Here is a 24992-nt window from a genome sequence, read left to right on the forward strand (position 1 = left end):
CCAGTAGACCAAATTTTTTTAAAATACGTTGCTTTACGTTACCGTCCTTACGATATCCTTCTACAAGATAAACGTGAGTACGGCCTTCTTTATTGGTAGTTGTTTTGATAAATGCCATACTCTATTACACCATACACAACCATATACAACAAGAAAAATAGTTGGATTTTACAAAAAAACTCAGCTCTATCAAGGGTTTGAGCTAAGTTTTCATAAATCTAGGTGATAAAGTCGGGTGTACATGGTTATTGTCCATATTGCTCGGAATGGGACGAAGAAAAAGGGGGGAGAAGAATGGTAGAGGAGGTAGAGAATGGCTAAATATTACGAATTCCACTGTTTGCGATGTAATAAGTTGATTACAACTGATGATGAGGAATTTACTGTATTATCTTTTACCGGATACTGTGAACAATGTGCAATTAAACAAGAGAAGCTCTCAACTGATGAATGGTGAAATAAGAGGAATTGAAAATGACAGCTAAACCACGAAAAAGAGCGATTGCTAAGGCTCGAAACAAGTTATATAAACATCAGGTATCTAAAGCTGGACGCGAGATTTTAGCATATGCGAAGGTGATTGGAGAAGTTATGGAACGAGCAGGAATAAGGTTGAAGGAGGCGGAAAATGAGTGAGTTGAAGTATAAGGTGGGGGATAGAATTACACTTGAAGGTGAGATTATTGAGATTTACAACGACGATAAAGGGCATTTTCCTTATAAGATAAAATTCAATAGTGAAGTCGATTGGTGTAGAGAACAGGATTTAAAAATTATTAAACCTAAACCCCAAGTCCTACCAGTCGCCATCGAATACTATGAATTTTACAAGGACAAGCTGATAGGTTTTGACGAGTGGTTCGGTGATTTCTTTGGCCGAGATTTTCGACAAGAGTTTGGAGAAGACCGAGCTGAAGAATTGCAAAAATGGTTATATGATAACGACTTCGAAACGAACCGAGAGCGTGAACTGGCATTAGCTACCCTAATTGTTAAAGGTCCGGAAGCGGTTGAGGTTATCAAGGAGAAGGAGTATCGAGTAGCTATTCCGAACGGGGACGGAGGATTTGTTTATCTAGTTAAGAATACTAGTGCGGATGACCTCTTCTTTGTTGCTGATAAGAATATCTCCCGTTATTGCTATGGATTAACCGAGGAAGAAATTAAACACAATCACGCGCCGCTCTGGGGCACAGAATGGGTCAAGGAGGAAGTAGATGGTTAGACTCAAAAAGAGCACCAACCTACCGCATGGCGGAATCATCAAAACAACGATCACGCTGTGGTATGACAAGGTGTTCGTGAAATCGAAAGAAATCACTCTGAAATTATCTAGGCCAAGTACCAAATTTAAGTACATCACGGTTAGTTTGGATGAATTGAAAGACTATCAGAGTGCCGTCATAGTGTTTGAGTTGATGTACAGGCATTATAGTCACCTAGCTGACAAGACGGGTTCTGACTATGCCAGAGACATCGCTAGTAAACTGTTGCAGATGGGATTGATTACAAGAAAAGAGGTAGATAATGTTTAAGTACTTAATTTGTAGGCTAAAAGGTCATGTTTTGAAGTTAGAACGGGACCATGAGGGTGCCTGGTATCCCAAGTGCAGGAGATGTGGAGGTAAGTTGAGTTTATGACAGATATTCGAAAACGTTTAGCTTCGCTGAAGTATATCGATAGCAAGATTAAATCGCTGCAACAAGAAATCGTGAGTCTGAAATCAAGTATCTTGAAATCGCAGCAGTATTCAGACGAGCCCAAAGGTGGAAGTCTGAACAATAAGTCTGAGGATTTGAATATCTTGATTATTGACAGGACCAAAGAGCTGTATGCAAAGATCCAAAAATTACACGATGAACGGGAGGAGCTAGTGGAGGCTATTGAATCTTTGGAGGATCCAGCGGAAAATATTGTTTTGAGGTTGCTTTATGTTAACGGATACTCCTGGAAAGAAGTGGAGCGAGAGTTGAACTGGAGTAGAGGGACAATACAAAATTTCAAAGTCGCTGGGATGAAAAAATTATCAAAGAAATTGAACGATTTGAACTAAATTGAACTTTCTGAGTGCTAAACTAGTAGTATCAATATTTGGGAAAAATGTTGATGAGAACTCCTTATTTATTTTTTGGGCATTACCTCTAAAGGTTTAGGAAGTAGCTCAGTGAAAGAGCCATTGAAAATTTTCAATAAGTCGCAGGTTCGATTCCTGCCTTCCTAATAGTTGTCCACCAGGCAGGTATAGTACTTAACCCTGTCTAGTTCAAACCGGTACCTCAATATCCTCTGGTGGTGGTTGAGAGGATTTTATTTGGAGAGTTGGCAGAGAGGTTTAACGCGCTCGGTTGCTAGCCGAGTGGCCGTACGATTGATGGTTCGTGGGTTCGAATCCCACACTCTCCTTAATATGCACAAGTCATGCGAAAGCGTGGCTTTTTATTATGCTTGATTGGAGGTGATGGAAAATCGCTAAACTAACACTAAAACAACAACGATTCGCAGATGAGTACATCATCTCGGGGAATGCGACAGAAGCTGCTATTAAAGCGGGATATAGTAAGAAGACGGCAAGGTCTATCGGACAGGAGAACCTGACAAAACCTGACATCGAAAAATATATAGACGAGCAGATGCAGCAGCTTGAATCAGAAAAGATAGCAAGCAAGGAAGAAGTCCTAAGTTACCTGACATCAGTCATGAGAGGAGAGCAGACTGAACAGACTCTTAGGGGGACTGGTGAGGGAGCACAGTCCATTATCGATATTGATGTGGGAGCTAAGGACCGAATCAAGGCGGCAGAATTGCTTGGTAAGAGACACAGGTTGTGGACGGATAAAGTTGAAGCTGAAGTGCAAGGGACGGTGGTGTTTGTCAATGAGTCAGAAATCCCAGATTAGAAAAGACCTGCCTTCCTTGATTGGTAAAGGCTATGGCCAGTTTTGGCGCTCTACAAATTTTTACCGGGTTGTGAAAGGTAGCCGTGGGTCGAAAAAATCAAAAACAACAGCTCTCAATTTCATTGTTCGCCTGTTGAAGTATGACTGGGCTAATCTTCTAGTGGTTCGGCGCTATTCCAATACCAACAAGCAGTCAACCTATACGGATTTCAAGTGGGCCTGTAATCAACTTGGTGTGATGCACTTATTCAAGTTCAATGAATCCCTACCTGAAATCACTGTGAAAGCGACAGGGCAGAAAATTCTGTTCCGTGGTTTGGATGATGAGCTGAAAATCACCTCCATTACCGTTGATGTTGGGATTCTTTGCTGGGCGTGGTTCGAGGAAGCCTACCAGATTGAAAATGAAGCCAAGTTTTCAACAGTTGTCGAATCTATTCGGGGGAGTTTAAATGTTCCGGATTTTTTCAAACAGATAACGGTGACCTTCAACCCCTGGTCGGAGCGCCACTGGCTGAAGCGGGTCTTTTTCGATGAAGACACGAGACGGGCAGATACTTTAGCTTTAACGACCACCTACAAGGTCAATGAATGGCTCGATAAGGTCGATATTGAACGATATGAGGATTTATACCTGACCAATCCTAGACGGGCTAGAATCGTCTGTGATGGCGAATGGGGAGTCGCTGAGGGGCTAGTGTTCGACAATTTCGAGGTTGTGGACTTTAACATTGAACAAACGATTCAGCGAATCAATGAAACGACGGCTGGTCTTGACTTCGGATTCACTCATGATCCGACTGCTCTGGTTTGTTCGGTGGTTGATTTGGAGAATAAGAAAATCTGGATTTACCAAGAGCATTATCAGCGAGGTATGCTTACCGATGATATTGTTCGAATGCTGAAGGAGAAGGAGCTCAGCAAGTCTCAACTGACTGCTGACAGTGCGGAAAAACGGTTGATTACAGAAATCAGAAGCAAAGGGATTTCTGGTATTGTAGCTAGTTACAAGGGGAAAGGGTCAATTATGCAAGGGATTCAGTTCCTACAAGGGTTCAAAATCTATATCCACCCATCGTGCGAAAATACCATTGAAGAATTTAATACCTACACCTTCGAACAAGACAAAGAAGGAAACTGGTTGAATAAACCAATCGATAAAAATAACCACATCATCGATGCCTTGCGGTATTCGATGGAGCGGTACCACATTAAACAAAAATCTACTCAAGAGCGGCTAAAGAATGCCGCTTATTATTTTAAGTGAGGATAAACGATGGAAGTGTCTTTTTTGAAGAGTACTCGATTTTCCGCTGAAGCAAATGAACATTTCATTATGCTCCAAGAAGATTTTGAGAGTATTGAGTATGAATCGAAAGAATGGATTGAACAGCTGCAACGCTATATCAGCAAACATAAGGATAGTCAGTTAGGCCGCTTGCAGGAATTAAACCGCTATTACAAGGGTGACAACAATATCAAGTATCGTCCCAAGAAGACGGATGAGACGGCAGCAGATAATCGAATCTCTAGTGATTTTGCTAAGTACATCACTGTCTTTGAGCAAGGATACATGCTTGGTAACCCTGTTGAGTACAAGAACAAGGATTCAGCTATCCAGGAGTATATTGATGAACTGTCTTCTCGGAATAATGAGAAGCGTCATAATACTGCAATCAAGAAAGATTTGTGTGTCTATGGTCGTGCTTACGAGTTGCTGACTGTTGCTGGAAATGAAAATGCTACCTGGATCCGCTTGTTTAAACTACCAGCAGAAAAAACCTTTGTAGTATATGACGATACTTATGAGCGAAATTCACTCATGGCAGTTAATTACTACAACGTCGACTATGGCGGTGGTAAGAAGAAGCAGATTATTAAGGTTTACACTGCTGATATGGTGTATTCTTACGAATATTCATCAACAGACACAGACGGAATGAAGTTCATCGATGGTGAAGAGCATCATTTCAACGGAGTTCCTGTGAATGAGTACAGCAATAATGAGGACCGTTTGGGATCTTTTGAGTCTGTCTTGGACAATATCGACGCTTATGATTTATCACAGTCTGAACTGGCCAATTTTCAGCAGAATAGCAACGATGCAATTTTAGTTATCAAGGGAAACCCCTATACAGGAGCGGATGAAGAAGATTTCCTTGAAGACGGCAGCATTAATCCAAATGGACGCCTTGGGATTTCAATCGCATTCAAGAAGGCTCAAATGCTTATTTTAGATGAGAACCCCAGCGAAAAGGGGACAAATCCAGATGCCAGCTATTTAGTTAAACAGTATGATACAGCAGGGGCAGAGGCTTACAAACAACGATTGGTAAATGATATCCTACGCTTTACTTTCACTCCAGATATACAGGATGCTAATTTTTCAGGAGTTCAATCTGGTGAATCTATGAAGTATAAGTTGATGGCTAGTGATAACTACCGGGAGCAGCAACAGGATTTATTTGAGGCTGGACTGATGCGGAGATTACGCTTAGCAGCGAATATCTGGTCCATTAAAGGGAGCGAGGCTATTTCCTACGATAAGGTTAATCAAACATCAATTATTTTCAAACCGAACATTCCACAGAATGATACTGAATTGGTCACTATAGCTAAATCGCTGTATGGGATGGTTAGTGATCAGACTGTATTTGAGATTTTGAATCAAGTGACTGGTGTCGATGCTCAGTCTGAATTGGAGCGATTAGAAGATCAGGAACCAGAAGAACTTGTTCCTCGTTTGGGGGAGGGGTTAGATGTTGAAGAAGAATCATCAAGATTACTGGACCCAGAGGGTTGATGAGATCATTCGTTATGCAGACCAGCTTGACATTGATGTTTTTGCCGAAATAGCGAAAATCTATCTGGAAGAAGCTAAGTTGGTTCAAAAGGAGTTGTTTGCTTTCTATCAAAGGTTCGCGGATGACAAAGGTTTGACTTTGCAAGAAGCGATGTATCAACTCAGACATGAGGATATGAGCGATTATCAGCAAAACGCCAAACGATACTTTGAGCAAGCAGAAAAAGATCCAGAGCTTTTAAAACGGCTAAATGAGCAGTATGCTTCCGCTAGAGCTACCAGAATGGATTTATTGAATCTTGAATTGACTTGGCGAGCTGGTGTATTGGCAACCTCTATCAGTTCAACCTTTGAGAATCATTTGCTAAAGACTGCCAAGTATGCCTATCGCAAAGCTGGGGATAGACGAAGTACTATCAATGAACCAGCTTTAAGAGAATTGATTAGAACTCCAATTAACGGCAAGAACTATTCAGAGCATATCTGGGGCAATGTCGATAAGCTAGCAGAGGATCTAAGAGAGGTTCTTCGCCGTGGTTTTATCCGAGGATTGAATCCTAGAGAGATGGGGCAAGAGATTGCTAAGAAGTACAATGTGGCAAGGAGCAGGGCACAGACAATCATTCGGACGGATGGAACTGCGATTATCTCTAATTCTGTCGCAAAGCGCTACTTGGATGCTGGATTGAAATATTACCGTATTCTAGTCCATCTTGATGATAGAACGACAGATGTTTGTAGACGGATTGCTAAAGAGGATAAACTCTACGAATTATCAGAAATGAAGGCTGGGCTTAACGCTCCGCCTTTTCACTATAATTGTCGGTCTGGAATTGTGCCGGATGAAGAAGAACTTGGAGGCGGTAAAGTTTCACAGGTTCACTTTATCAATCCTCTTGAAGGTGCAGCTTCCGAATCAGAGAAGGTGAATAAAAGGAGAAAGGACAATTCCCTCAGAGTTGATAGAAATTTGATAAATTCTAACGCATATCGTAGAAAATTTGATTCCATAAGTGAAAATTCCAATTTGAACAGAGCTTTGTATCAATCTGCGAAAGAAATACTCTTTCACAGAGACGGAACTAAAAAAGAAGACTTATACTTGCTCGATTTAACAGGAAAGGTTCTTTACAAAAACAATGTGAGCCAGGGAGATCGCTCTGTTAGTTATACCAAGTCGATGCTAAAATTGATACGGGAGCATGATTCTCCCATCATTACTATTCACAATCACCCTAGTAGCATGCCTCCTAGTTTGGGGGATTTACACTCGCAACTCGTGAGGGGCTACTCAGAAGGGTTTATAGTGGGTCATAATGGAATTGTATTTCAGTATGAGGTATCAAGTTTAAAGAGCTTTATCCCTTATGTTACCTATCTGCAGATCCTTGAAAATAATCGGCTAAAGGGGTATAATGAATTTGAAAGTCAGATGAGCACTCTGAAAGAATTATCTGAGAGTTTTGGTTTTACCTTCAAGGAGGTGGGAAGAGATGAGTGATGACTTGAAGTTTTTAATTGAATATTTCTCTGTCCCCCGATATTGTTTGGAGGAGTCCGGAGAGTATTTGTCTAGTGAAGATGAAATATTCCAGCGTTATTCTTCTTTGTCAGCTGACGAAAAAGAGTATCTTTCACAAGTTGCGGTTTACTAATGTTTTAGGCACTTAGAGTCAATCTAGGTGCTTTTTTCATACTCTGAAAGGAGAGAATAAATGTTACAGTTAGTTTGGAATCTTGTTAGCTTATTCCTGGGTGTTTTCCTAGCTTTGTTGCTAGTGAGTATGATTGTTTTGTATATCACAGATTTTATGAAAGAGTTGAAGAAAACGGTCAAACGGTAGGCCGTTTTTGTTTTGTCCAGACTTGCGGAAGACGAAAAAAGCTGTCATGTTTCGTTGCCGAACGTAAAACGAGATTTTCGAGTAGCGACGTAATCGCTGGAGGATAGATATGTCAGAAGAAAACCAAAATCAGTCAGTTGATGAGCAACAAGAAGTGGAAGCTACCGAGAGCGAGGCGAAACAAGGCCGGCTCTTTACTCGCGATGACGTGGCTAAGATGCTTAAAGCTGAGCGGACCAAGTGGGAAGATGGGCAAGCTAAGGCCCTGGAAGAGGCACGTACTGAGGGAGAGCGTCTAGCTCGATTGTCTAAAGATCAACGAGCCAAAGAGGAACAAGAGAAGCGTGAGCAGGCTATTCAGGAGCGAGAGAATGCAATTGCTCTGAAAGAGTTACGCTTGGAAACTCGGGATCTTTTAGCTACGGAAGGTTTGCCGTCAGAGTTTTTGGATATTGTTTTAGCCCCTACTGCAGAGGAAGTGACAAGCAATATTGAAGCACTTCGAAAAGTATTCGATGAAGAGGTCGAGAAGAAAGTCAATGCTCGGCTTGTTCAAAAGACGGCTCGGACTGGAAATTCATCATCTGGCATGTCCAAATCAGAGATTATGGCAATTAAGGATGATGATGAACGTCAGCGTTTAATTGCTGAAAATCGAAGTTTATTTACGCAGAAATAGGAGGAAGATATGGCTGAACAAAATCTAAATGTCATGGCAGACCTTGGCGAGATTAAAAGTATTGATTTCGTCAATCGTTTTTCAAAAAACATTAATGACTTACTTACCCTACTTGGGGTAACTCGAAAAGAGTCGCTTTCTAGTGATTTGAAGATCAAGACCTACAAATGGGATGTGGATCTAAATAATACGAATCCTGGAGAAGGGGAAATCATTCCACTTTCTAAAGTGACTCGGACTTTAGATAAAGAATATACTGTTGAGTGGTTCAAGAAGCGTCGGGTAACCACTGCAGAAGCAATTGCGCGTCATGGGGCTTCTCGTGCCATCAATGAGTCAGATAACCGTATTATGCGTGAGATTCAAAATGGGATTAAAGAGCAATTCTTTGATTTCTTGAAGAAGAAGCCTACAAAAGTCAAAGGGGCAGGTCTTCAGAAAGCATTAGCTGAATCATGGGGGAAATTGTCTACTTTCAATGAGTTTGAAGGTTCTCCAATTGTTTCCTTTGTGAGTCCACTTGATGTTGCTGAATACCTTGGTGATACGAAAGTTCTGGCGGACGCAAGTAACGTTTTTGGTTTTACTTTGCTAAAAAATTTCCTTGGAATGTCTAATGTCATTGTTATGCCTTCTGTCCCTAAAGGAAAAATTTACTCGACTGCTGTTGAAAATATTGTCTTTGCCCATCTCAATGTGAACGCTTCTGATTTAGGTGGTCTTTTCTCTGATTTTACAGACGAAACAGGCTTGATTGTAGCAACTCGTGGTCGTGAGATTTCAAATCTTACTTACGAATCTGTGTTCTTCGGAGCGAATGTTCTTTTTGCAGAAATTCCGGAAGGTGTTATTGAGGCAACTATTGAGGCTGCTCCAGCTCCAGCTGCTTAGTGAGGAGAAGCAATGACTATTCTTGACGAAGTTAAACTACTGAAAGGGATTCCTAAGGAGGACACTATCCAGGATGACCTTCTGAACCTCATCATCGAGGATAGCAAAGAGCGAATCTTAGCTTTTGTAAACTTACACTCAAGTGTTCAAAAAACAGAGCTTCCTGAATCTGTAAATTACATTATTCGAGATGTGTCTGTGAAACGCTACAATAAGCTGAATTCGGAAGGGGCAACTGCTGATAGTGAGGAAGGTCGCTCTTTTTCATGGGAGCCTAATTACTTATCTGAGTATGAGGAAATCCTGGCTAATTTAGTTATGAATAAACGACCTAAGGGAATTGCTCGTTTTATTTAAGGAGGTTTCATGATTTACAGTGATAGGGTCATTCTGATTTTAGAAGCGCCGGAAGAAGACTATCTGGGTTCAAAAGTCGTAAAAACAAAAAGCAATCCTGTCCCCTGTATGATGAGCCTTTTGAACTCTGCTGAGCAAATGGGTATGTTTGGTAATTATCGAACCAATCGATTTAAGTTACATGTTCAAGGCATAAAAAGCGAGTTTAGTGAAATTGAATATCGTGGACAAAGATATAAGATTTCAGGCTTGAAACACTATAGGAATAGTACGGTGATTTATGTATGATTACCTACAAAGTGAGAGGTTTGGATAGCTTTCTAAGAAAGGTACGAAAAAAGCCCAAAGAAGCTCAAAAAGCTGTAGATAAAGTGTTGATTCGTTCTAGTCTCAGAGTGGAACGAGGGGCTAAATTCTATGCTCCTTGGGATACCGGATGGCTGAGTAACACTATTTACAGTGCTCCTATAGGAGTTTTATCTCATAAAGTTGTCTCGCCAGCTCACTACTCCGTATATGTTGAGCTCGGTACTCGTAAAATGGCAGCTCAACCCTTTATGATGCCAGCACTGGAGAGCGAGTATCCTAAATTGATGGGAGAGCTTAAAGTTATGTTTAGGGGGTAAAGATGACCTATTCATCTACCACAAAATTTTTAAAGACCTTAGGCAATCGCTTATCAGATTTAGAAATCCCGATTTTTTATAAATTACCGAAGGCTTCTGAAATGGAGCCTTTTTTGGTAATTGGATCAGCAACTTCTGATACAGGTAAGACTGCTTTGACAGGAGCAGTTATCGAAGATGTGACTGTATCTATTGATATTTTTTTACCGAATGACAATCGGACGCTGGTTGAGGAAACTAAATTTAAGGCTATCCGATTACTCGGAAGGAACTCTAGAATTAGTACAACTGTGATACTAGATGACACGATAGGTCGAGAAGTCTATCATATTGCAATAAGGTTAACAGAATCAATTATTTAAAGGAGAATGAAATGGCTAAAAAAGGAGAACAACAGCCAAATATTTCAATTACTACTGGTAAACCAATTATCGGAAGTAAGGTGTTTTATTTTATTCAAGCTGTAGATGCTGCGCTTGGATCAGCTGCATTATTGCCGTCTTATCGTACTGACGGGACTACGACTTTGGGTGGAGAGTATCTTGATGAGCAAACACAACAGGGACGGCTTCTTGAGAAATCTACTGATGAGCACTCTATCGAGGTGACTTCTTATCATGCCCCTCAAGATCCATCTGTAGGGGTTATCGAAGATGCTTCCCGTTCTGGTAAATCTGTCAAAGTCTGGGAAGTTATTGTCGATGATAGTGTGAAGTTAGTGCAAGATAATAAGGATACTTATCCAGCTAAATTTGGGTATGCCAAAGTGGGAGAGGTTGAACGTTCTTCTGGTACTACAGATTATGTTGAATTGTCTTATACACTTGACGTAATCGGTGCCTTGAAAGATGGACGATTCCCACTCACACAGGAAGAAATTGCTTTGCTTACCGATGTTTATGAATATCAAAATCCAGGCGAGACAACTGGTGACTATAATGATATTCAGAAAGCAGGGAACCAAACGGAAACCGTATCTGGCTAACAAAAGGGAGGGCACGAAAGCTCTCTCTTATTTTTATTAAAAGGAGAAATGAACTATGGAATTTACAGTAGGCAAATCAACAGTTGACATTAAATTTGATTATCGAGCAATGTTCAAGATTGATAAAGAGTTGGGAACTCGTGATCCCAAAACTGGTAATCGCAATAGTGATGGAATCGGTTCACTATTTACAAAAATCATTGATCGAGATGACCAAGGTGTTGTTGATTTGATTGTTGTCATGGCATCAAAAAAAGGTAAGGCTGTCTCAGAAGAAGAAGCTATTACTGCAATTGAGCAATATTTTGAAAAGAGTGATACGGAAGATCCTCAGGAAACTCTTTTTCAGGAAATTGAAGAGGAGATGGTGGAATCTGGTTTTTTCAAAAAGAAAATTTTGAAATATATCGAGAATTTAGAGAAGGCACTAGCCTTTTACCAAGCCAAAGTGGAACAGAATCCAGAGGACGTAGAGCTAAGTCTTCAGGTCGAAACCATCGGCGCAACTATTGGCAAGATGAAAAGCGCGACCTCCTAAGAGAGTGCGCAGAGGCTGGCTGTACGGATATTGAGTTGATTCTTTCTTGTAATAAGTGGGAGCTAGAAGCGATTCTTGAAGGCTTGTATCTAAAACAAGTTCAATACAAAGAGATGTTATCTGGTTTAGCTTTGGAATTACGTTACACATTGAATGCTAAGTCCGTTAGAGCCAGCAAATTAAGTAAGAAGAGTGATCGAGAGAAGATTCGTTCTGTGTTCAGGAAGAATGGAGAACAAACTACTTCTAAAAGTGATTTTGCTGACAAAGTAAATCGTATGAATAATTATTTCAAAAACAGATAGGAGGTGAGGGGATGTCCGGTTTTGACGGGAGTATTACAGCTCATATAGGTGCTGATCTAAGCGACTATGAGCGAGCTATGGCTGAAGTCCAATCAAAGACTAAGCAAGCGTTTGATGCTGCACAAAAAGCAGCTGCTAATAGTGCAAGCCAAATGGTTCAAAAGATTGGAGCTTTGATGGCCAAGCTAGCTAGTAGCAGTGATAGTCTGGGTTCAAAAATCGGTAAAGGCCTCACTGGTAGTTTGAAAATAGCCCTTGGAGAACTCCATCGGATGCTTTCAAATATCGGACAACGTTTGCCTGAACCGATTCGTATTGCTGCTCAAAAAATGGCGAATGCTTTGAGCGGTGCCTTTCAGACTATTCATCAGAAAGCGACAGATTTTGGGAATCGTGTTAACTCATTACTGACTAAGGCGTTTAAATTTGATTTCAAGTATGCTCTATCTAGCCCAAAAGCGATGTTTGCAGAGTTGAATGGGGTCGTGGATAGATTTGCTAGTGGTATATCTGGCAAGCTCTTAGGGGCAGTCAGCAAGTTGGCTAGTGTAGCTGGTAGGCTACCAGGACCCTTCGGGGCTGCCTTTGGAGCAATGGCTTCGAAAGTGTCTATACTTGAAGGAAAAATAACAGGAGTAGCTGGGAAGATTACAAGAGCACTTGGATCGCAAGTGTTGAATCCGGTCATGTCTTCTTGGTCCAGCATGTTCAGTGCTCTGGGTTCTAAAGTTAATTCCTTTGTTGATAGACTTTCAAATAGTTTAGGGGGACGCTTGGCAAGCTCGATTGGTAGAGCAGCTAGTCAAGTTTCTGGGAGATTAGGCGGGGCTTTTTCTTCTCTTGGGTCTAAAGCTACTGGTGTGCTTTCCTCTATCAGCGCTAAATTCGCTAGTGCAAGTAGTTCCGGAAATCAACTTGGAAGTACAGTTCGAAACATTGTATCAGCCTTTAGTTTACTTGCGGTAGCCCAAAAGGGTATCGACATGATCAAAGGCTCTATTGATGGAGCGATTAGTCGCGTAGATACCATGAATCGTTTTCCAAGGACGATGGCCCTGTTTGGTTATTCTGCAGCGGAATCAAAAGCGGCAGTTGACCAACTTTCAAAAGGCATTGAAGGCCTACCAACTACACTTGATAGCGCGGTGGCAAGTGCCCAACAACTATCGATCACGACTGGTAGTTTGGATAAGGGAACCAAGTTAGCTTTAGCCTTTAATAACGCTATGCTTGGATACGGTGCAACAACTGAAGGTGCTGAACAAGCTCTCAGACAGTTCAATCAGTCTCTTGGTTCAGGAAAAATCCAAGCTGAAGAATTCAACTCTATTAGTGAAGCTGCGCCAGGCTTAATGAGTAAGATGGCCCAGTCTTTCGGTTTTGGTGAAAAAGGTGTTCAAGATTTAAAGAAAGCCTTGTCCGAAGGAACCATTACTGCAGACGAGTTTGCAGATAAGATGATTGAGTTGAATGAAGGAACGGGTGGCTTTGCAGAGATGGCTCTGGCCTCTGCTGCAGGTATTCGAACTGCTTGGGGAAATATTAAGAATGCCATTGTAAAAGGTGTTGGAAATATCATTCAAGCATGGGATGAAGCAGCTGAGGCTAAAGGTCTAGGTACCATCTATGCGAACTTGATGAAAGTAAAAGAAGGCGTCAACAAGGTCTTTGGCGGTATTGTAAAAACAGTTCCGAATATTGCTGGAGCAGTAGCAAGACTGAAAGACGCTTTCAAGTTTGATTTTTCTTTCTTATCTCCCGTAAAAGATCTGTTTTCTGGTTTGGGTCAAGCGCTTGATGAGTTTGCTAATAAAGGTCGTGTAAGTATTGGCACTATTGGCCAGATTGCTGGAGCGTTGGCCAAAGTTGGTCCTGCTGCAGTTGCAGCTTGGGCCATGTTAAATCCTTCGGCAGCTATTGGCGCATTAAAACCTTTGATTGCAGGTCTAGGTAGTCTCGGTGGAATTTTGGCAAGTGTTGGAGGGGGTATCGCAAGTTTCGGAGCAGTAGCTTCGGGAGCTTTCAGTGTACTTGCGGGCTTTGCTGGAGTCCTGGCTGCTAAGGTATCGGGTCTAGGTGGAGTATTTGCAAATGCAGCAAGTATTGGTCTGAATGTGCTAGGAATGATGACTTCTGGCATTGCTAGTGTGGCCAGTCTCGCCCTTGCCTCTATTGGACCGGCTGCGATTCTAGGTTTAGTTTTAGCTGGCTTAGGTCTCATTAATAGTCAATTTGGAGCACAGATTGATCAGTTGTTGCAAATTGTTACGACAAAAGGACCGATGGTTATCTCTCTCCTGGTAGCAGGAATTACGAGTCAGATACCAGCTTTAATTGCGAGCGGTGTAGAGCTGGTTGCTAGTTTTGCCCAAGCATTTGTGGTTATGTTCCCTGTTCTTGTGAATGCTGGAATGTCTCTCATTTCTAGTTTGGTTCAGGGTGTTGGTGCAAATGCTGGTTCTTTGATTAGTTCAGGTCAGATGGTTATCGGGACTTTCTTGAATTCAGTTCTCACAGCTTTGCCACAACTGTTAGTTCTTGGTATGCAATTTTTGGCTAATCTTTCTCAAGGGATGATACAGAATCTTCCTCAATGGCTATCAATAGTACAGCAAATTGTTTCAAACTTTTTAACGGGTCTTGGGCAGGCAATGCCTACAATCCTGGCTAAGGGTATTGAAATTCTCCAAAACTTGGTGCAAGGGGTTGTTCAAGCATTGCCGATATGGTTAGCTATTGCAGCTCAAGTCATCACTTCCTTTATCCAGGGAGTTGTTTCTAACCTGCCAATGATTTTGTAGGCTGGTATTCAGTTGATTGTGTCTTTAGTCCAAGGGCTAATCAGCAATTTGCCACAGATTATTCAGTCAGGTATGCAAATTATCAATTCGCTTATCTCTGGAATTGCCCAGTCTATCCCTCAAATCATTATGGCTGGTATTCAACTGATTGCGCAGCTAGCGGTAGCTTTGATTATGGGGCTACCTAAGATTATTGAAGCGGGTATCCAACTGATTATCGGTCTTGGTGAAGGGATGATGTCTGCTGTTGGAGGCGCTATTGGGGGTGTAGTTGATGGTATTACAGGCTTCTTTGGAGGTATGTGGGATACCATCACTGGTAAAACTAGTACTAGTACCGCTCAGGTAAAAGCTGATTCTTCAAGTATGTCGAGTCAAGTTTCTTTTGATGTCCAGAATATGGCTACAAGCAGTCAGCTAAGTGCTCAGAACATGTTTACAGGCATTGATTTGAGTTTTGGTCAACTGAGCACTAGTGCTACAACCAAGACTTCTGAAATGGCCATGGGTGTATCTACAACTATGGCCGGACTAGACTTGGATACCTTAACCAAAGCTACCTCAATCAACAATAATGTAAGCACTAATTTTGCTAGTGCTCAGACTAATGCTGCGGGGTCAACTTCTCAATTAGCTAGTCAGACCTCGCTTGACTTTTCAACAGCTATGCAGAATGCTGGTTTATCCACCTCAACAATTGCTTCTCAGACAGGGGTCGATTATGCGACAGCTTATCAAAATGCAGCGAGTTCGAGCTCTCTCATTGCCTCTCAAACTGGGATTGATTTCAGTACTGCTCAAGCTTCAGCTACATCTTCTACCGCTGGTTTAGCTTCTAGTGTCAATGGTGACCTGTCGGGTGTAGCTGCATCAGCACAGTCGAATACAGCTCAAGTTGCTACAAGCATCACTTCGAATTTTCAACGAGCGGAGCAAAGTGCTAGGTCAGCCATGAATGGTGTGGCCAATGCGGTACGGACTGGTATGACTCAAGTTGGATCAGCAGTTCAAAGTGGTGGACAAAAGATCACATCGACATTTACAAATGCCTTCAACCGAGTTCGTAGCACTGTGACAAGTGGTATGAATGCGGTCGTATCGGCTATTCAGTCAAGTATGAGTCGTGCTGCATCGGTGTCTCAAAGTACTGCATCTCAGATTGTGTCTATCTTTAATCAACTAGCTGGACAATTGCAGGCTGCAGGAGTTCATGCTGGACAAGGTCTCTATAATGGTTTGGCGAGCATGGCTGGCGCTTTGTATGCACTTGCTGCAAGTATTGCGAGCAATATTGCAAATACTCTTCGTCGTGCCTTAGATATTCATTCACCTTCTCGAGTTACGAGAGCGATTGGTAGCTACACAGGTGAAGGTATGTACAATGGGATGGCAGGCTGGGTTAGCGATATTGAGGCAGTTTCGAAGGAATATGCAAAAGCTATTACGGATCAAGAGTTTGAGTCCAACAGTGTGATGAAAACGTCAGCTCAGGTAACTAATTCTGGAGTCAAATCTAGTTTAGAGTCCCTCAGCAATGAGGTTCGTTCGATGGTGTTACCTGAGTCTAAGTTTGAAATCTACAATGAGTTTGTAGGGGATGAAATTTACACTACAGTCAAAGAGAAAGAAGCTAGACAACAAGCTTTGTCTGAGTTTTTTAATTACTAGGAGGAAGAATGGATTTAGAGATTAATCAGAGGGGGAGGGTTTCTACCTTGTCCCAATTTGGTATCTATAATATCGAGATTCAAGAATCTTCTCCTGAGCTAGACATGGAAACTCGTACGGTTAAAGGGCGGTCAGGACGAATCTTCGATAATGCAAATTTTAAGAAGAAAGAGATTGAGGTGAGGGGACGGATTAAAGTCCCTTCTATTTCTTCTTTTTATGAAAAACAAGATTTCTTAAATGGTTTTTTCTTGAGTAGGACACCTTACTTTATTCGTAAGCTGGTTCCAGAACAAGATGAATTATATAGATTTGAGTTGCCTGGTAGCAGCAGTGGAGATTTCGCTGAGAAGCACAGGGAATATCTCCCGTGGAAATATCGTCATGAAGTTCTTGTGACAAAGGAAATAAACTTTTCATTTAAAGGCCGTTTCACTGGTGGTCTTGTCTATGATCTACATATCCATTTTGAGACAGCAAATCTCCCTTTTGGTCAGTCAGATCCTAGAGATGTTGTTCTTTCAGGGGGAAAAATTCCGTATCACGGTACTGAAATTCTTAGTCAATTAGAAGTTCCTTTCAGGGTTGAGTTTGTATCAAGTGGCGGTCAGAACGCGTTCTATTTTCGATTAAATAATCATAATTTCATGTTTAATCAAGCTTCTGATTTAGAAGATGGGGCAAAGATAACTGTCTTTGGGCATGAGGTGGTTATGAATGGGGAGAATGCTAATGAAAAAGGGAATTATGAATTCTTCGAACTGTACCCATTTGATGAAAATGTTTATCAAACTGATTTTAAGGGGAGAATTCGCATTCTAGGATTGGTTGATTTATTTAAATAGAAAGGAGTTTTGATGGTAACGTTTCTTGATCAAAATCAGCGCCGGTATGGTGTTCGTATGGTTTATAGCCTGAAACAAGCTATAAACGGTGAAAGATCGCTGTCAGGTAAAATTACTGAGCCGCAGAATGTGATTCGTAGGATTGATCGTGGTTGGCGTCTTTTGATTGGAGATGAGTATTATGTAGTGACCTATGTTAAACCGTATGATAAAGGACGACTGTTAGAAGTAGAGTTCGATGCGGTTCATCAATTCTTTTGGGATTTTGCAAAATCTTCAGTTCACACCTCTTTAAATGATGGCTCCCACACCTTTGAAGAGTATCTCCATTTCATTTTTGACGGAAGTGGGTATTCGTTTAGAAATGAGGTGAAAAGAAATGCTTTCGAGAAACAATCTTTTGGTTTAAAAAATCGCCTTACTTTATTTAATGACATTGTTAAACAGACAGGTATAGAATTTGTGGTTCACGGAAGGGTTGTTCGAATCTTAAATCAATCTGGTTCAGATTTGACTACAGTTGTCCGTAAGAACTTCAATATGAATGAACTAAAGATTGAAAAGAATATCAAGGATTTCTCCACTTATCAAGAAGGTTTTGGTGCTTGGAATGATAAGGAGGACCATTCGAAGGGGCGATTACGAGTAACTTATAGAAGTCCGCTTGCTGCAGAATATGGGCTTATTGAAGCTGATCCGTTTGTTGATGAACGGTATACGGATCGTGAATCTTTATTGGAAAGATTGAGGTCAAATGTAGACTCATCTTATAGTTTGTCAGTTCAGATTGATATGGAGGATTTGACAAAATCCGGATACCCATATACCCAGCCTAGATGTGGCGATTATATCATGGCGATCAATGATGAACTTGGCTTCCGGAGAAAGGTTAGGATTGTCTCTTATGTTAGCTCTTACGACATTCGGGGAGAATTGGTTGGGCATAAGATAACCTGTGGAAATGTCGGGGCTGTCGAGAGGTCTGCGTCCCAAGTTTCAGCCTTATCAGCTAAAATCGGACAAGCACAGATTGAAACCGCAGAAGCCTATAAAGCAGCTCTCGAGGCCCTGGTTGCTACTAACGGAAAAAATAAAAACTACTGGGCTGATACTTTTCCAACGGATGATCCTCCAGGAACTTTGATTAAAGGGGACCAGCTTTATTATCAAAATGGTGAAAAAACGGAGCTGTACATTTGGAACGGGCTAGAGTGGCAAAGAGCTAAACTTGGCATTGATGAAGAAGAGTTTGAAAAAGAGCTTGCAGAAGTTGAAAAACAACTTGCTGAACAAGAAAGACTCCATAATGAAAAAGTTGCGGAGATTCTGGTTAGATCTGCTAACAGTCAGGATTTGGCTGATGAAGCCAAACGCCTAGCTGAGAAGGCTAATGCAGATTTAGCAGAGGAGCGAGAACGCTCTAATTCAGCCATCCAGAACGCTTTGTCAGAGGCTAGACGTTTGGCCCAAGAAGAGCGAAAAGCGACTGAACGGGCTATTCTAGGCGCTAAAAATGGGGCTGTGACAGAGGCTACTAACTTACTCAATGTGGCTAAGCGAGCCTTAGAGAATGACCTGTCTAGTGCTAATCGATTGATTCTTGAAACTAAGCGGACTTTGGAAAGTCAAGTGTCTGGAGTTTCGACTGAACTGACCAAGACCAACGATACCATTAAAACACTAGCCAAGAAAACAGACGTCGACCGGGTCAATCAACGTTTGTCTAGTGCAGAAACTAGTATCACTCAGCAAGCTGGACAGATTGCTTTGAAGGCTAATCAACAGACTGTCGATGGGCTAGCTAACCGGGTTCAATCAGCAGAATCTTCTATCACGCAGCAAGGGAATCAAATCGCCCTCAAAGCCAACACCTCGGATGTCAATGCGCTCAAGAATCGAGTGTCGACTGCTGAATCGAGTTTGACAGTCCAGGCAGGGCAGATAGCAGCTAAGGCGAATAAGTCCGATGTGGATAACATGGGGCGCCGAATTGCAACGGCAGAGGCTAGTTTGACGGCTCAAGCTGGGGAGATTGCTCAGCGCGTGAGAAAATCTGATTTTGACCGGGAGACCGGGCGCTTGAATAACGTTGAGGCTTCTGTTCGAAATTTAGGGGACCGGGTGACGACGGAGATTTCTCGAGTTAACACTCAAGTTCAGAATTTGCGAGTAGGTGCTCGCAACTATGCGGAGGATTACGAGTTTAAGCGTGGTTTGTGGGAGTATTCTCAAGGAGATAGTTCAAGGACCGTTCAGGGAGTAAGTGATGGTGCTTTCACCATGACAACAGAGACTGGAGTCTGGCACCAATGGCAGATTCATTCTGAGTCGGGTATTCGTCTTGGTGGGAAAGCAGATAGTGCTGCTTTGTTGGAACTAAAGACTGGTGAAACTTATACTTTGTCTGTTGAAGTAAAAGCCAATTCTGGGAATCCCGAGTTCTGGTTCGAGTTGCGTGACAATGGGAAAGTAAACTACAACAACGTAGTCACTCATTTGTATAAGCGGGTACAAGCGACACAAGACTGGGTTCGCTATAGTGTGACGGGAGTTTTAAAACCAAACTCTGATTTTAGTCACCGTCGTATCATTCTTGGGTATACGGCTATTGGATCCGTATCTTTTAGGAGAGTTGAGCTTACACAAAGTTCCATGGTTACTGACGCAGGACCTGCTCCAGAGGATACCGTTCAAGAGATTCAATCTGTCAAAACGACTATTACCCAGACATCCGAAGGAGTAACCCAGTTATCGACCAAGGTTAATCAAAATAGGGATAAACTCACTCAACAAGAAACTCGAGTGAGTCAGCTGGTCGGTGAGGTATCTAGTAAGGTCTCTAAAACAGAGTATGATAATCTCAAGCGGACTGTGGATAGCCAGACGACACAGCTTCAGCAGACTACTGAGTCTATCGCTTTAAAGGCGGATAAAACGACTGTGGCGACTGTTCAGACATTGGCAAATCAAGCCAAGGCGGAATCAGCTAGTGCTAAAACAAAAGCTAGTTCTGCGACTAGAAGTGCCAATGAAGCGAAAACGACCGCCACTAGTGCCGAAGTAAAAGCGAATGAAGCCAAAGGAACTGCAGGGAGCGCTTTGACCAATGCCAATCAGGCAAAGGCAAATGCAGAGGCAGCTGACAGGAGTTCTCGAGATGCCGTGACGAAAGCAGTAGCTGCGGTTGCTAAGGCAAATGGGGCAGACGAGAAGGCAGCAGAAGCGATTCGGAAAGCTGGAGCTAATCAGGAATCAATTCGGCAGACTAAAGCAGATTTGACTGTTGTATCGAACGAAGTTAGGACTAAGGTTAGTCAAGTGGATTTCAACGGGGCCACCCAACGCTTGGCTACTGCAGAAACAACGATCAGTACCCTAGCAGGTCAGATAAACACGAAACTTTCTCGAACTGAGGTCAATTCGATTGTTGATGGGAAAGGTTACCAAACAGCCAATCAGGTCAACAGTATCATTAGTGGAAAAGGTTATCAGACAGCTAGTCAGGTTGAGTCAGCTATCACGGCTAAGCAGTACGTCAATCAGACTACTCTGACCAATACCATTAATCAGACTGAACGGGGATTGTTGAGCCGTATTACCCAAGTCGAGACCAAGATTCCAGAAGGCTATAGTGGTGCCAACTTGATTCTGGAAGGAGCTCGCCAAGGTCCTGGTGAATATTGGAGAGGCACCACTCTTCTTAAACATAGTTTTTATCACAATGGTGAGAAGTATCTTTTTCAACATAACACTGACAAGCCAAATGAGATTTTTGCAATGTCCAATCGTTTCAAGGTCAAACGAAATACCAAATACTCTCTCAGTTTCTGGACATTCTCCAGTGGGAATATGAAGAGCTTTGATGTTTTCTTTCTAGCTCGAAAGAAAGAAGAAACTAAAGATTTCACCTCGGCTAATAAGATCATAAACAGTAAGGTTCCGAGTCCGCACAGGGCAGAGTACGTGACGGTGACGTTTGACAGTGGCGATAACGATGAAGGTTACATCCGTTTTGACAATAATGGCTCCAAGGATGGCAAAGTAGCCATTTTTGCTTTTGGCGAGGTGATGCTAGTTGAAGGATCTACACCAGCAAGATATAGTCCTGCTCCAGAAGAACTAGCAACTACCGTGGCTCTTCATGAGGTCCGTGATACGGTAGACAGCCACACTAGAACACTAACTGCTCAGGGTCGCTCCATCAGTCAATTCACGCAGACAGCGGATGGACTGGTGTCCCGAGTGTCGAGTGCGGAAAGTGGTTTGAGTAGACTGGACGGACGAGCCAATTTTGTAGAGTCAGCGTTGAACGCCACGAAAACGGAAGTCAGTCAGTTGGCTGGGTCCTGGGCAGTTCGGAATCTGACCAATTCAGGAACTGTCTTGAATCAGTTGAATCTGAACAAGGACGGCTCGGTCAAGATTGACGGTAAGCTGGTGCAAATCACAGGTCAGACCTATATCCAGGACGGGGTTATTTCTTCTGCTAAAATCGGGAATCTCGATGCAGGGAAGATTACTACTGGAACTTTAAATGCAGCTAGAGTGAATTTGATTAACTTGGATGCAAGCAATATTGTTACAGGTCAAATGTCAGCTAATCGAATTCGAGGAGGAACAATATCTTCTCTAAATGATAGGTCTCAAATCAACCTACAGAATGGACGTTTTTATGTAAGTGATAACGAGGCTGGTTTTTTTCGTGTCGATTCAAATGCTTCTACGATGGGGTTGAAATTTATAAATACTCCTGTAACGGTAGGAGGTGTGAGCAGGAAAGTCTCTAGGGTTATTTTGGGAGGAGATCGCCGGAGCGAAAGTTCGGATTCGAATTTCGGATGGGATAAAGGTGGATTTACTGGGATTGTCATTTCAACAATTCAAGGAACGCGAGCAAATGAGAATTGGCAGTCTGATGATTTGCAGATAATATCAGACCGAGTTGTCTTTTCGCATTCTTATTATAGAGATGACCAGACCAATATTCCGCAACAGGGATGGGAAATGCATACCTTTATTGGTAACTCTCCTCGTCAAGGTCATGTTGTATTAAGACCCTATATGATTGATAAAAACTTGGGGATAATTGAAACAGGAAATGTTTTTTTACACCCTAGAAAGGGAAAGGAAGTTAGCCTTCTGGCAGCTTTACGTGAGCTTAAGGTTGGATTTGTTCACTTTAAAAATGGAGGATTTTCCGATAGTGCCAGAAATGCCATTATTCAAACTATAGATAAACTAACTTCAATGGGAATTTAGAAAGGAAAAAAACATGGACGACAAAACATTGCAATATTTCGCTCAGGATATGTCTGGGAAACTGACCCAGGCAGAACTGGAAGCGAGTGAGTTTAAGGCTCGCTATCAGACGGAGCGGGAGAAGGTAGTTCACTTTGAGCAGGTCTTGGAATCGGACCAGGCGCTCAAAGAACTTTTTGACGAAGCAGCAAGCAAAATGAAAGAAGGTAATTAATATGACACTAGAAATTATACGCACTACTAAGCTTGAAGGGCATCTAAAAGTTGGGGAAGAAACGGTGAAAGTCATGGTCGCTGAGTTTGACGCAAATGGACGGGCACATCGTAACGAGTGGATCAATAACGATGAGCTTTACAATGCAAATCGGAAGGAGATGCGTAAGCAAGAGCGGGCCTTCCAAAATAAGGTCTTTGAAATCGAAGATGAGATTTTGGCAAGTCTTCCTGCGGCAGATGAATCAGCGGAGGATTAGTCATTGAATTGGGGAGAAGTTACAGGGCTTCTGACGGCAGTCGGAGCCCTCCTTGGGATTGGGCATAAAATTATTTCGGAGTTGCAAACCAATAGTCAGAAGAACAACCAAATCATGGAAGACCTAGCGGAGGTGAAATCGGGAGTGTCTGAGATTCAGGAGGTGGCGATTTTGAATACGTCCGGGATCAAGACCTTACACAGCTACCGCTTGGCTCATGATATGAAGGCGGACATTCTGCGGGGCTATACAACCTTAGACCGCAAGCAGGAGATGGCTAAGATTTTCGAATCTTACAAGAAGCTTGGCGGTAACGGTGAGATTGAACTGCTGTACCGGGAATTTGTGGAATTGCCTTTGAAGGAGGAGGAAGTCTATGAAACTAAATGACGACTGGTACCAGGCTATCAAGTGGCTGGTGCTGATTTTTCTACCAGCTCTAAACACCTTGATTTTTGTCATTGGTGGGGAGCTGGGTTATGACTTATCAACCTTGAACAATATTCTGACGGCGGTTTCTGCATTCTTAGGGACGGTCGTTGGGGTATCAACTTTAGATTATTACAGGAAGGAGGAGCAAAATGGTAACAGCAATGGACGTCGTTAATTATGCCAACGGTTTGGTCGGGAAGAAGGTTACAGTTCCTACCAACCCCTACGGGGGACAGTGTGTAGCCTTGATTGACCACATCGTTCAACATTTTACCGATGGCAAAAAGAATCTCGCTTATGTCAATGCAGTTGATGGTTTAAAAAAGGCAAAAGAAATGGGCTTGATTGTAATTTACAACAATCCAAATGACCCCTATCTTCTTCCAGAACCTGGTGATTTCTTTGTCATGAATGATCCGCATTCATGGGGTCATATTGGGGTTGTTGTGTCTGCGGACGTCAACGGGATGCATACCATCGAGCAAAACATCGACGGCTACCGAGACGATAACGGGAATGGAATCAATGACCAATTGGAAGTTGGCGGTGGTGGCTATACCCGCAAGAACTATCGTGATTACAGTAATGTTATTGGCTGGTTCAGATTGCCATATTCAGACCAAAAACAGAAGGAGGGTAAGGTTACCGTGGAACCGAAAACAGTAGGCGAGGATCTATTTAGTGGGCTAACTACGAAAGTTGACCCTAATATCATGAACGCCGATAGCAACCGGGCTACGGTAAATTTGATTGTCATTCATCATAATGCAGGGACCAGTGACGAGAACGCTCGGCGGACATGGTATAAGTCTACCGGCATTGGCACCTCAGCTCATTACCAAGTGACTCCGACTGATATTTGGGGCTGTGTAGGTGAGAATTATGTTGCCTATCATGCGGGCGATTATGGAGTCAACCAACGGTCTATCGGGATTGAACACTTGAACTCAACAGGAGCACGGAGCTGGCAAATTGCGGAAGAGACCTACAAGAACTCTGCCAAGTTGATTGCGGATCTATGCCGCCGTTACAAGCTTCCGATCGACCGCAAACACATTGTCGGCCATAGGGAGATTGTGGCGACCGCTTGTCCTGGTGGCATTGATATTGATAAGCTCATTCGAATGGCCCAGGAAGTAGCCAACGGAGCTGTTAAAGAAACAAAAGTAGAAAAGAAAGAGGTAGTAGATATGTTTACAATTTCAGCTAAAGACCGTGGAATCGCACTCATGACAGGAGGAGTTTTCTATTCGCTCCTGGATGCCAAAGATCCAGAGAATTTCTGGAATCAAGGAGTGCCTCATATTCAGGTATCTCCAAAAACCTTTGACAATTTCCAAACCAAGTCAAATGTGGATAAATTAGACGATGAGACAGTAAATAAGCTTATTGCTGGTCTCAAGAAATAGCAATGAAAGTAGCCCTCGGAGTGATACGGGGGCCTTTTTTAGATTTCAATAAAATTAAATATTATTACGAATATAAAAGAAAAAAGTCTTGATTTGAGGTTCTATTTTAAAATATGGTAAAATATTTAAAATTAGGAGGAGTTCACTATGTATAAAAGACTTGCAATCATAAGTTACGA

The 24992-nt window shown here is 42.3% G+C and carries 27 protein-coding genes, 2 tRNA genes and 1 pseudogene; all 30 read left to right on the plus strand.

All coding sequences use genetic code 11. The features are described from left to right. Window positions 1-313 precede the first annotated feature (313 nt). The 30 genes and pseudogenes from HZY94_RS06580 to HZY94_RS10565 all read left to right on the plus strand — a co-directional run bounded on the left by HZY94_RS06580 (window position 314) and on the right by HZY94_RS10565 (window position 24813). The gene (locus tag HZY94_RS06580) at window positions 314-457 is read left to right on the plus strand and encodes a hypothetical protein (RefSeq protein ID WP_179925526.1); all 144 of its coding nucleotides are present in this window, start codon (window positions 314-316) and stop codon (window positions 455-457) included. Window positions 458-474: 17 nt separating this feature from the next. After that, window positions 475-636 carry a hypothetical protein gene (locus HZY94_RS06585; protein ID WP_179925527.1) on the plus strand — a complete coding sequence of 54 codons (162 nt, stop codon included), beginning with the start codon at window positions 475-477 and terminating at the stop codon, window positions 634-636. Beyond that, window positions 629-1225: a hypothetical protein gene (locus tag HZY94_RS06590; protein WP_179925528.1), complete on the plus strand. Its 597-nt coding sequence runs from the start codon at window positions 629-631 to the stop codon at window positions 1223-1225. The genes HZY94_RS06585 and HZY94_RS06590 overlap by 8 nt, the downstream gene beginning before the upstream one ends. Continuing rightward, complete coding sequence (locus tag HZY94_RS06595; RefSeq protein ID WP_179925529.1) at window positions 1218-1535, plus strand: hypothetical protein; 318 nt, start codon at window positions 1218-1220, stop codon at window positions 1533-1535. The genes HZY94_RS06590 and HZY94_RS06595 overlap by 8 nt, the downstream gene beginning before the upstream one ends. Before the next feature lie 102 nt (window positions 1536-1637). Beyond that, entirely contained in the window at window positions 1638-2054 is a 417-nt protein-coding gene (locus HZY94_RS06600) for an RNA polymerase sigma factor (protein WP_179925530.1), read from the plus strand. A gap of 97 nt (window positions 2055-2151) precedes the next feature. Beyond that, window positions 2152-2222 (plus strand) — tRNA-OTHER (locus HZY94_RS06605). Between the two features lie 92 nt (window positions 2223-2314). Continuing rightward, window positions 2315-2404: transfer RNA gene (locus HZY94_RS06610), tRNA-Ser, on the plus strand. A gap of 62 nt (window positions 2405-2466) precedes the next feature. Beyond that, window positions 2467-2898 (plus strand): terminase small subunit, encoded by a 432-nt coding sequence (locus HZY94_RS06615; protein WP_179925549.1) that lies wholly within the window; start codon window positions 2467-2469, stop codon window positions 2896-2898. Next, window positions 2876-4165 carry a PBSX family phage terminase large subunit gene (locus HZY94_RS06620; RefSeq protein WP_179925531.1) on the plus strand — a complete coding sequence of 430 codons (1290 nt, stop codon included), beginning with the start codon at window positions 2876-2878 and terminating at the stop codon, window positions 4163-4165. Before HZY94_RS06615 ends, HZY94_RS06620 begins: the two co-directional genes overlap by 23 nt. A 9-nt stretch (window positions 4166-4174) precedes the next feature. After that, window positions 4175-5701 carry a phage portal protein gene (locus HZY94_RS06625; RefSeq protein WP_228064576.1) on the plus strand — a complete coding sequence of 509 codons (1527 nt, stop codon included), beginning with the start codon at window positions 4175-4177 and terminating at the stop codon, window positions 5699-5701. Next, a complete protein-coding gene (locus HZY94_RS06630) occupies window positions 5658-7202 on the plus strand; it encodes a minor capsid protein (RefSeq protein WP_179925533.1) in 1545 nt (514 codons plus the stop codon). The genes HZY94_RS06625 and HZY94_RS06630 overlap by 44 nt, the downstream gene beginning before the upstream one ends. Beyond that, window positions 7195-7356, plus strand: coding sequence for a hypothetical protein (locus HZY94_RS06635; RefSeq protein ID WP_179925534.1), 162 nt, complete (start codon window positions 7195-7197; stop codon window positions 7354-7356). Before HZY94_RS06630 ends, HZY94_RS06635 begins: the two co-directional genes overlap by 8 nt. Before the next feature lie 60 nt (window positions 7357-7416). Beyond that, window positions 7417-7545: a hypothetical protein gene (locus tag HZY94_RS10550; protein ID WP_257151904.1), complete on the plus strand. Its 129-nt coding sequence runs from the start codon at window positions 7417-7419 to the stop codon at window positions 7543-7545. 109 nt (window positions 7546-7654) lie between these two features. Next, window positions 7655-8224 carry a DUF4355 domain-containing protein gene (locus HZY94_RS06640; RefSeq protein WP_179925535.1) on the plus strand — a complete coding sequence of 190 codons (570 nt, stop codon included), beginning with the start codon at window positions 7655-7657 and terminating at the stop codon, window positions 8222-8224. 9 nt (window positions 8225-8233) lie between these two features. Further along, window positions 8234-9115 carry a phage capsid protein gene (locus tag HZY94_RS06645; protein ID WP_179925536.1) on the plus strand — a complete coding sequence of 294 codons (882 nt, stop codon included), beginning with the start codon at window positions 8234-8236 and terminating at the stop codon, window positions 9113-9115. A gap of 12 nt (window positions 9116-9127) precedes the next feature. Next, window positions 9128-9472 carry a phage head-tail connector protein gene (locus HZY94_RS06650; RefSeq protein ID WP_179925537.1) on the plus strand — a complete coding sequence of 115 codons (345 nt, stop codon included), beginning with the start codon at window positions 9128-9130 and terminating at the stop codon, window positions 9470-9472. A 9-nt stretch (window positions 9473-9481) separates the two neighbouring features. Continuing rightward, the gene (locus tag HZY94_RS06655) at window positions 9482-9760 is read left to right on the plus strand and encodes a hypothetical protein (RefSeq protein WP_179925538.1); all 279 of its coding nucleotides are present in this window, start codon (window positions 9482-9484) and stop codon (window positions 9758-9760) included. After that, window positions 9757-10098 (plus strand): HK97-gp10 family putative phage morphogenesis protein, encoded by a 342-nt coding sequence (locus HZY94_RS06660; protein ID WP_179925539.1) that lies wholly within the window; start codon window positions 9757-9759, stop codon window positions 10096-10098. The genes HZY94_RS06655 and HZY94_RS06660 overlap by 4 nt, the downstream gene beginning before the upstream one ends. Window positions 10099-10100: 2 nt before the next feature. Beyond that, complete coding sequence (locus HZY94_RS06665; protein ID WP_179925540.1) at window positions 10101-10460, plus strand: hypothetical protein; 360 nt, start codon at window positions 10101-10103, stop codon at window positions 10458-10460. 11 nt (window positions 10461-10471) lie between these two features. Next, window positions 10472-11083 (plus strand): phage major tail protein, TP901-1 family, encoded by a 612-nt coding sequence (locus HZY94_RS06670; protein WP_179925541.1) that lies wholly within the window; start codon window positions 10472-10474, stop codon window positions 11081-11083. 55 nt (window positions 11084-11138) lie between these two features. Next, on the plus strand, window positions 11139-11621 hold the full coding sequence (locus HZY94_RS06675) for a tail assembly chaperone (protein ID WP_179925542.1): 483 nt from the start codon (window positions 11139-11141) through the stop codon (window positions 11619-11621). 316 nt (window positions 11622-11937) lie between these two features. After that, window positions 11938-14646, plus strand: a pseudogene (locus tag HZY94_RS10810) (tape measure protein); the annotation flags it as partial. Window positions 14647-14775: 129 nt separating this feature from the next. Further along, window positions 14776-16395, plus strand: a complete 1620-nt coding sequence (locus HZY94_RS10815; RefSeq protein WP_228064578.1) for a hypothetical protein — start codon at window positions 14776-14778, stop codon at window positions 16393-16395. An 8-nt stretch (window positions 16396-16403) separates the two neighbouring features. Further along, window positions 16404-17240: a phage tail domain-containing protein gene (locus HZY94_RS06685; protein WP_179925543.1), complete on the plus strand. Its 837-nt coding sequence runs from the start codon at window positions 16404-16406 to the stop codon at window positions 17238-17240. A 12-nt stretch (window positions 17241-17252) separates the two neighbouring features. Next, complete coding sequence (locus HZY94_RS06690; RefSeq protein ID WP_179925544.1) at window positions 17253-22499, plus strand: phage tail protein; 5247 nt, start codon at window positions 17253-17255, stop codon at window positions 22497-22499. Window positions 22500-22512: 13 nt separating this feature from the next. Beyond that, a complete protein-coding gene (locus HZY94_RS06695; RefSeq protein ID WP_179925545.1) occupies window positions 22513-22713 on the plus strand; it encodes a hypothetical protein in 201 nt (66 codons plus the stop codon). 1 nt (window position 22714) lies between these two features. Then, complete coding sequence (locus HZY94_RS06700) at window positions 22715-22972, plus strand: hypothetical protein (protein WP_179925546.1); 258 nt, start codon at window positions 22715-22717, stop codon at window positions 22970-22972. Window positions 22973-22975: 3 nt separating this feature from the next. Beyond that, window positions 22976-23362: a hypothetical protein gene (locus HZY94_RS06705; RefSeq protein ID WP_179925547.1), complete on the plus strand. Its 387-nt coding sequence runs from the start codon at window positions 22976-22978 to the stop codon at window positions 23360-23362. After that, window positions 23349-23579: a phage holin gene (locus tag HZY94_RS06710; RefSeq protein WP_179925548.1), complete on the plus strand. Its 231-nt coding sequence runs from the start codon at window positions 23349-23351 to the stop codon at window positions 23577-23579. The genes HZY94_RS06705 and HZY94_RS06710 overlap by 14 nt, the downstream gene beginning before the upstream one ends. Beyond that, a complete protein-coding gene (locus HZY94_RS10565; protein ID WP_228064579.1) occupies window positions 23554-24813 on the plus strand; it encodes an N-acetylmuramoyl-L-alanine amidase in 1260 nt (419 codons plus the stop codon). Before HZY94_RS06710 ends, HZY94_RS10565 begins: the two co-directional genes overlap by 26 nt. The last annotated feature ends 179 nt before the right edge of the window (window positions 24814-24992 follow it).

The organism is Streptococcus danieliae, from assembly GCF_013415245.1.
Classification (GTDB): Bacteria; Bacillota; Bacilli; order Lactobacillales; family Streptococcaceae; genus Streptococcus; species Streptococcus danieliae_A.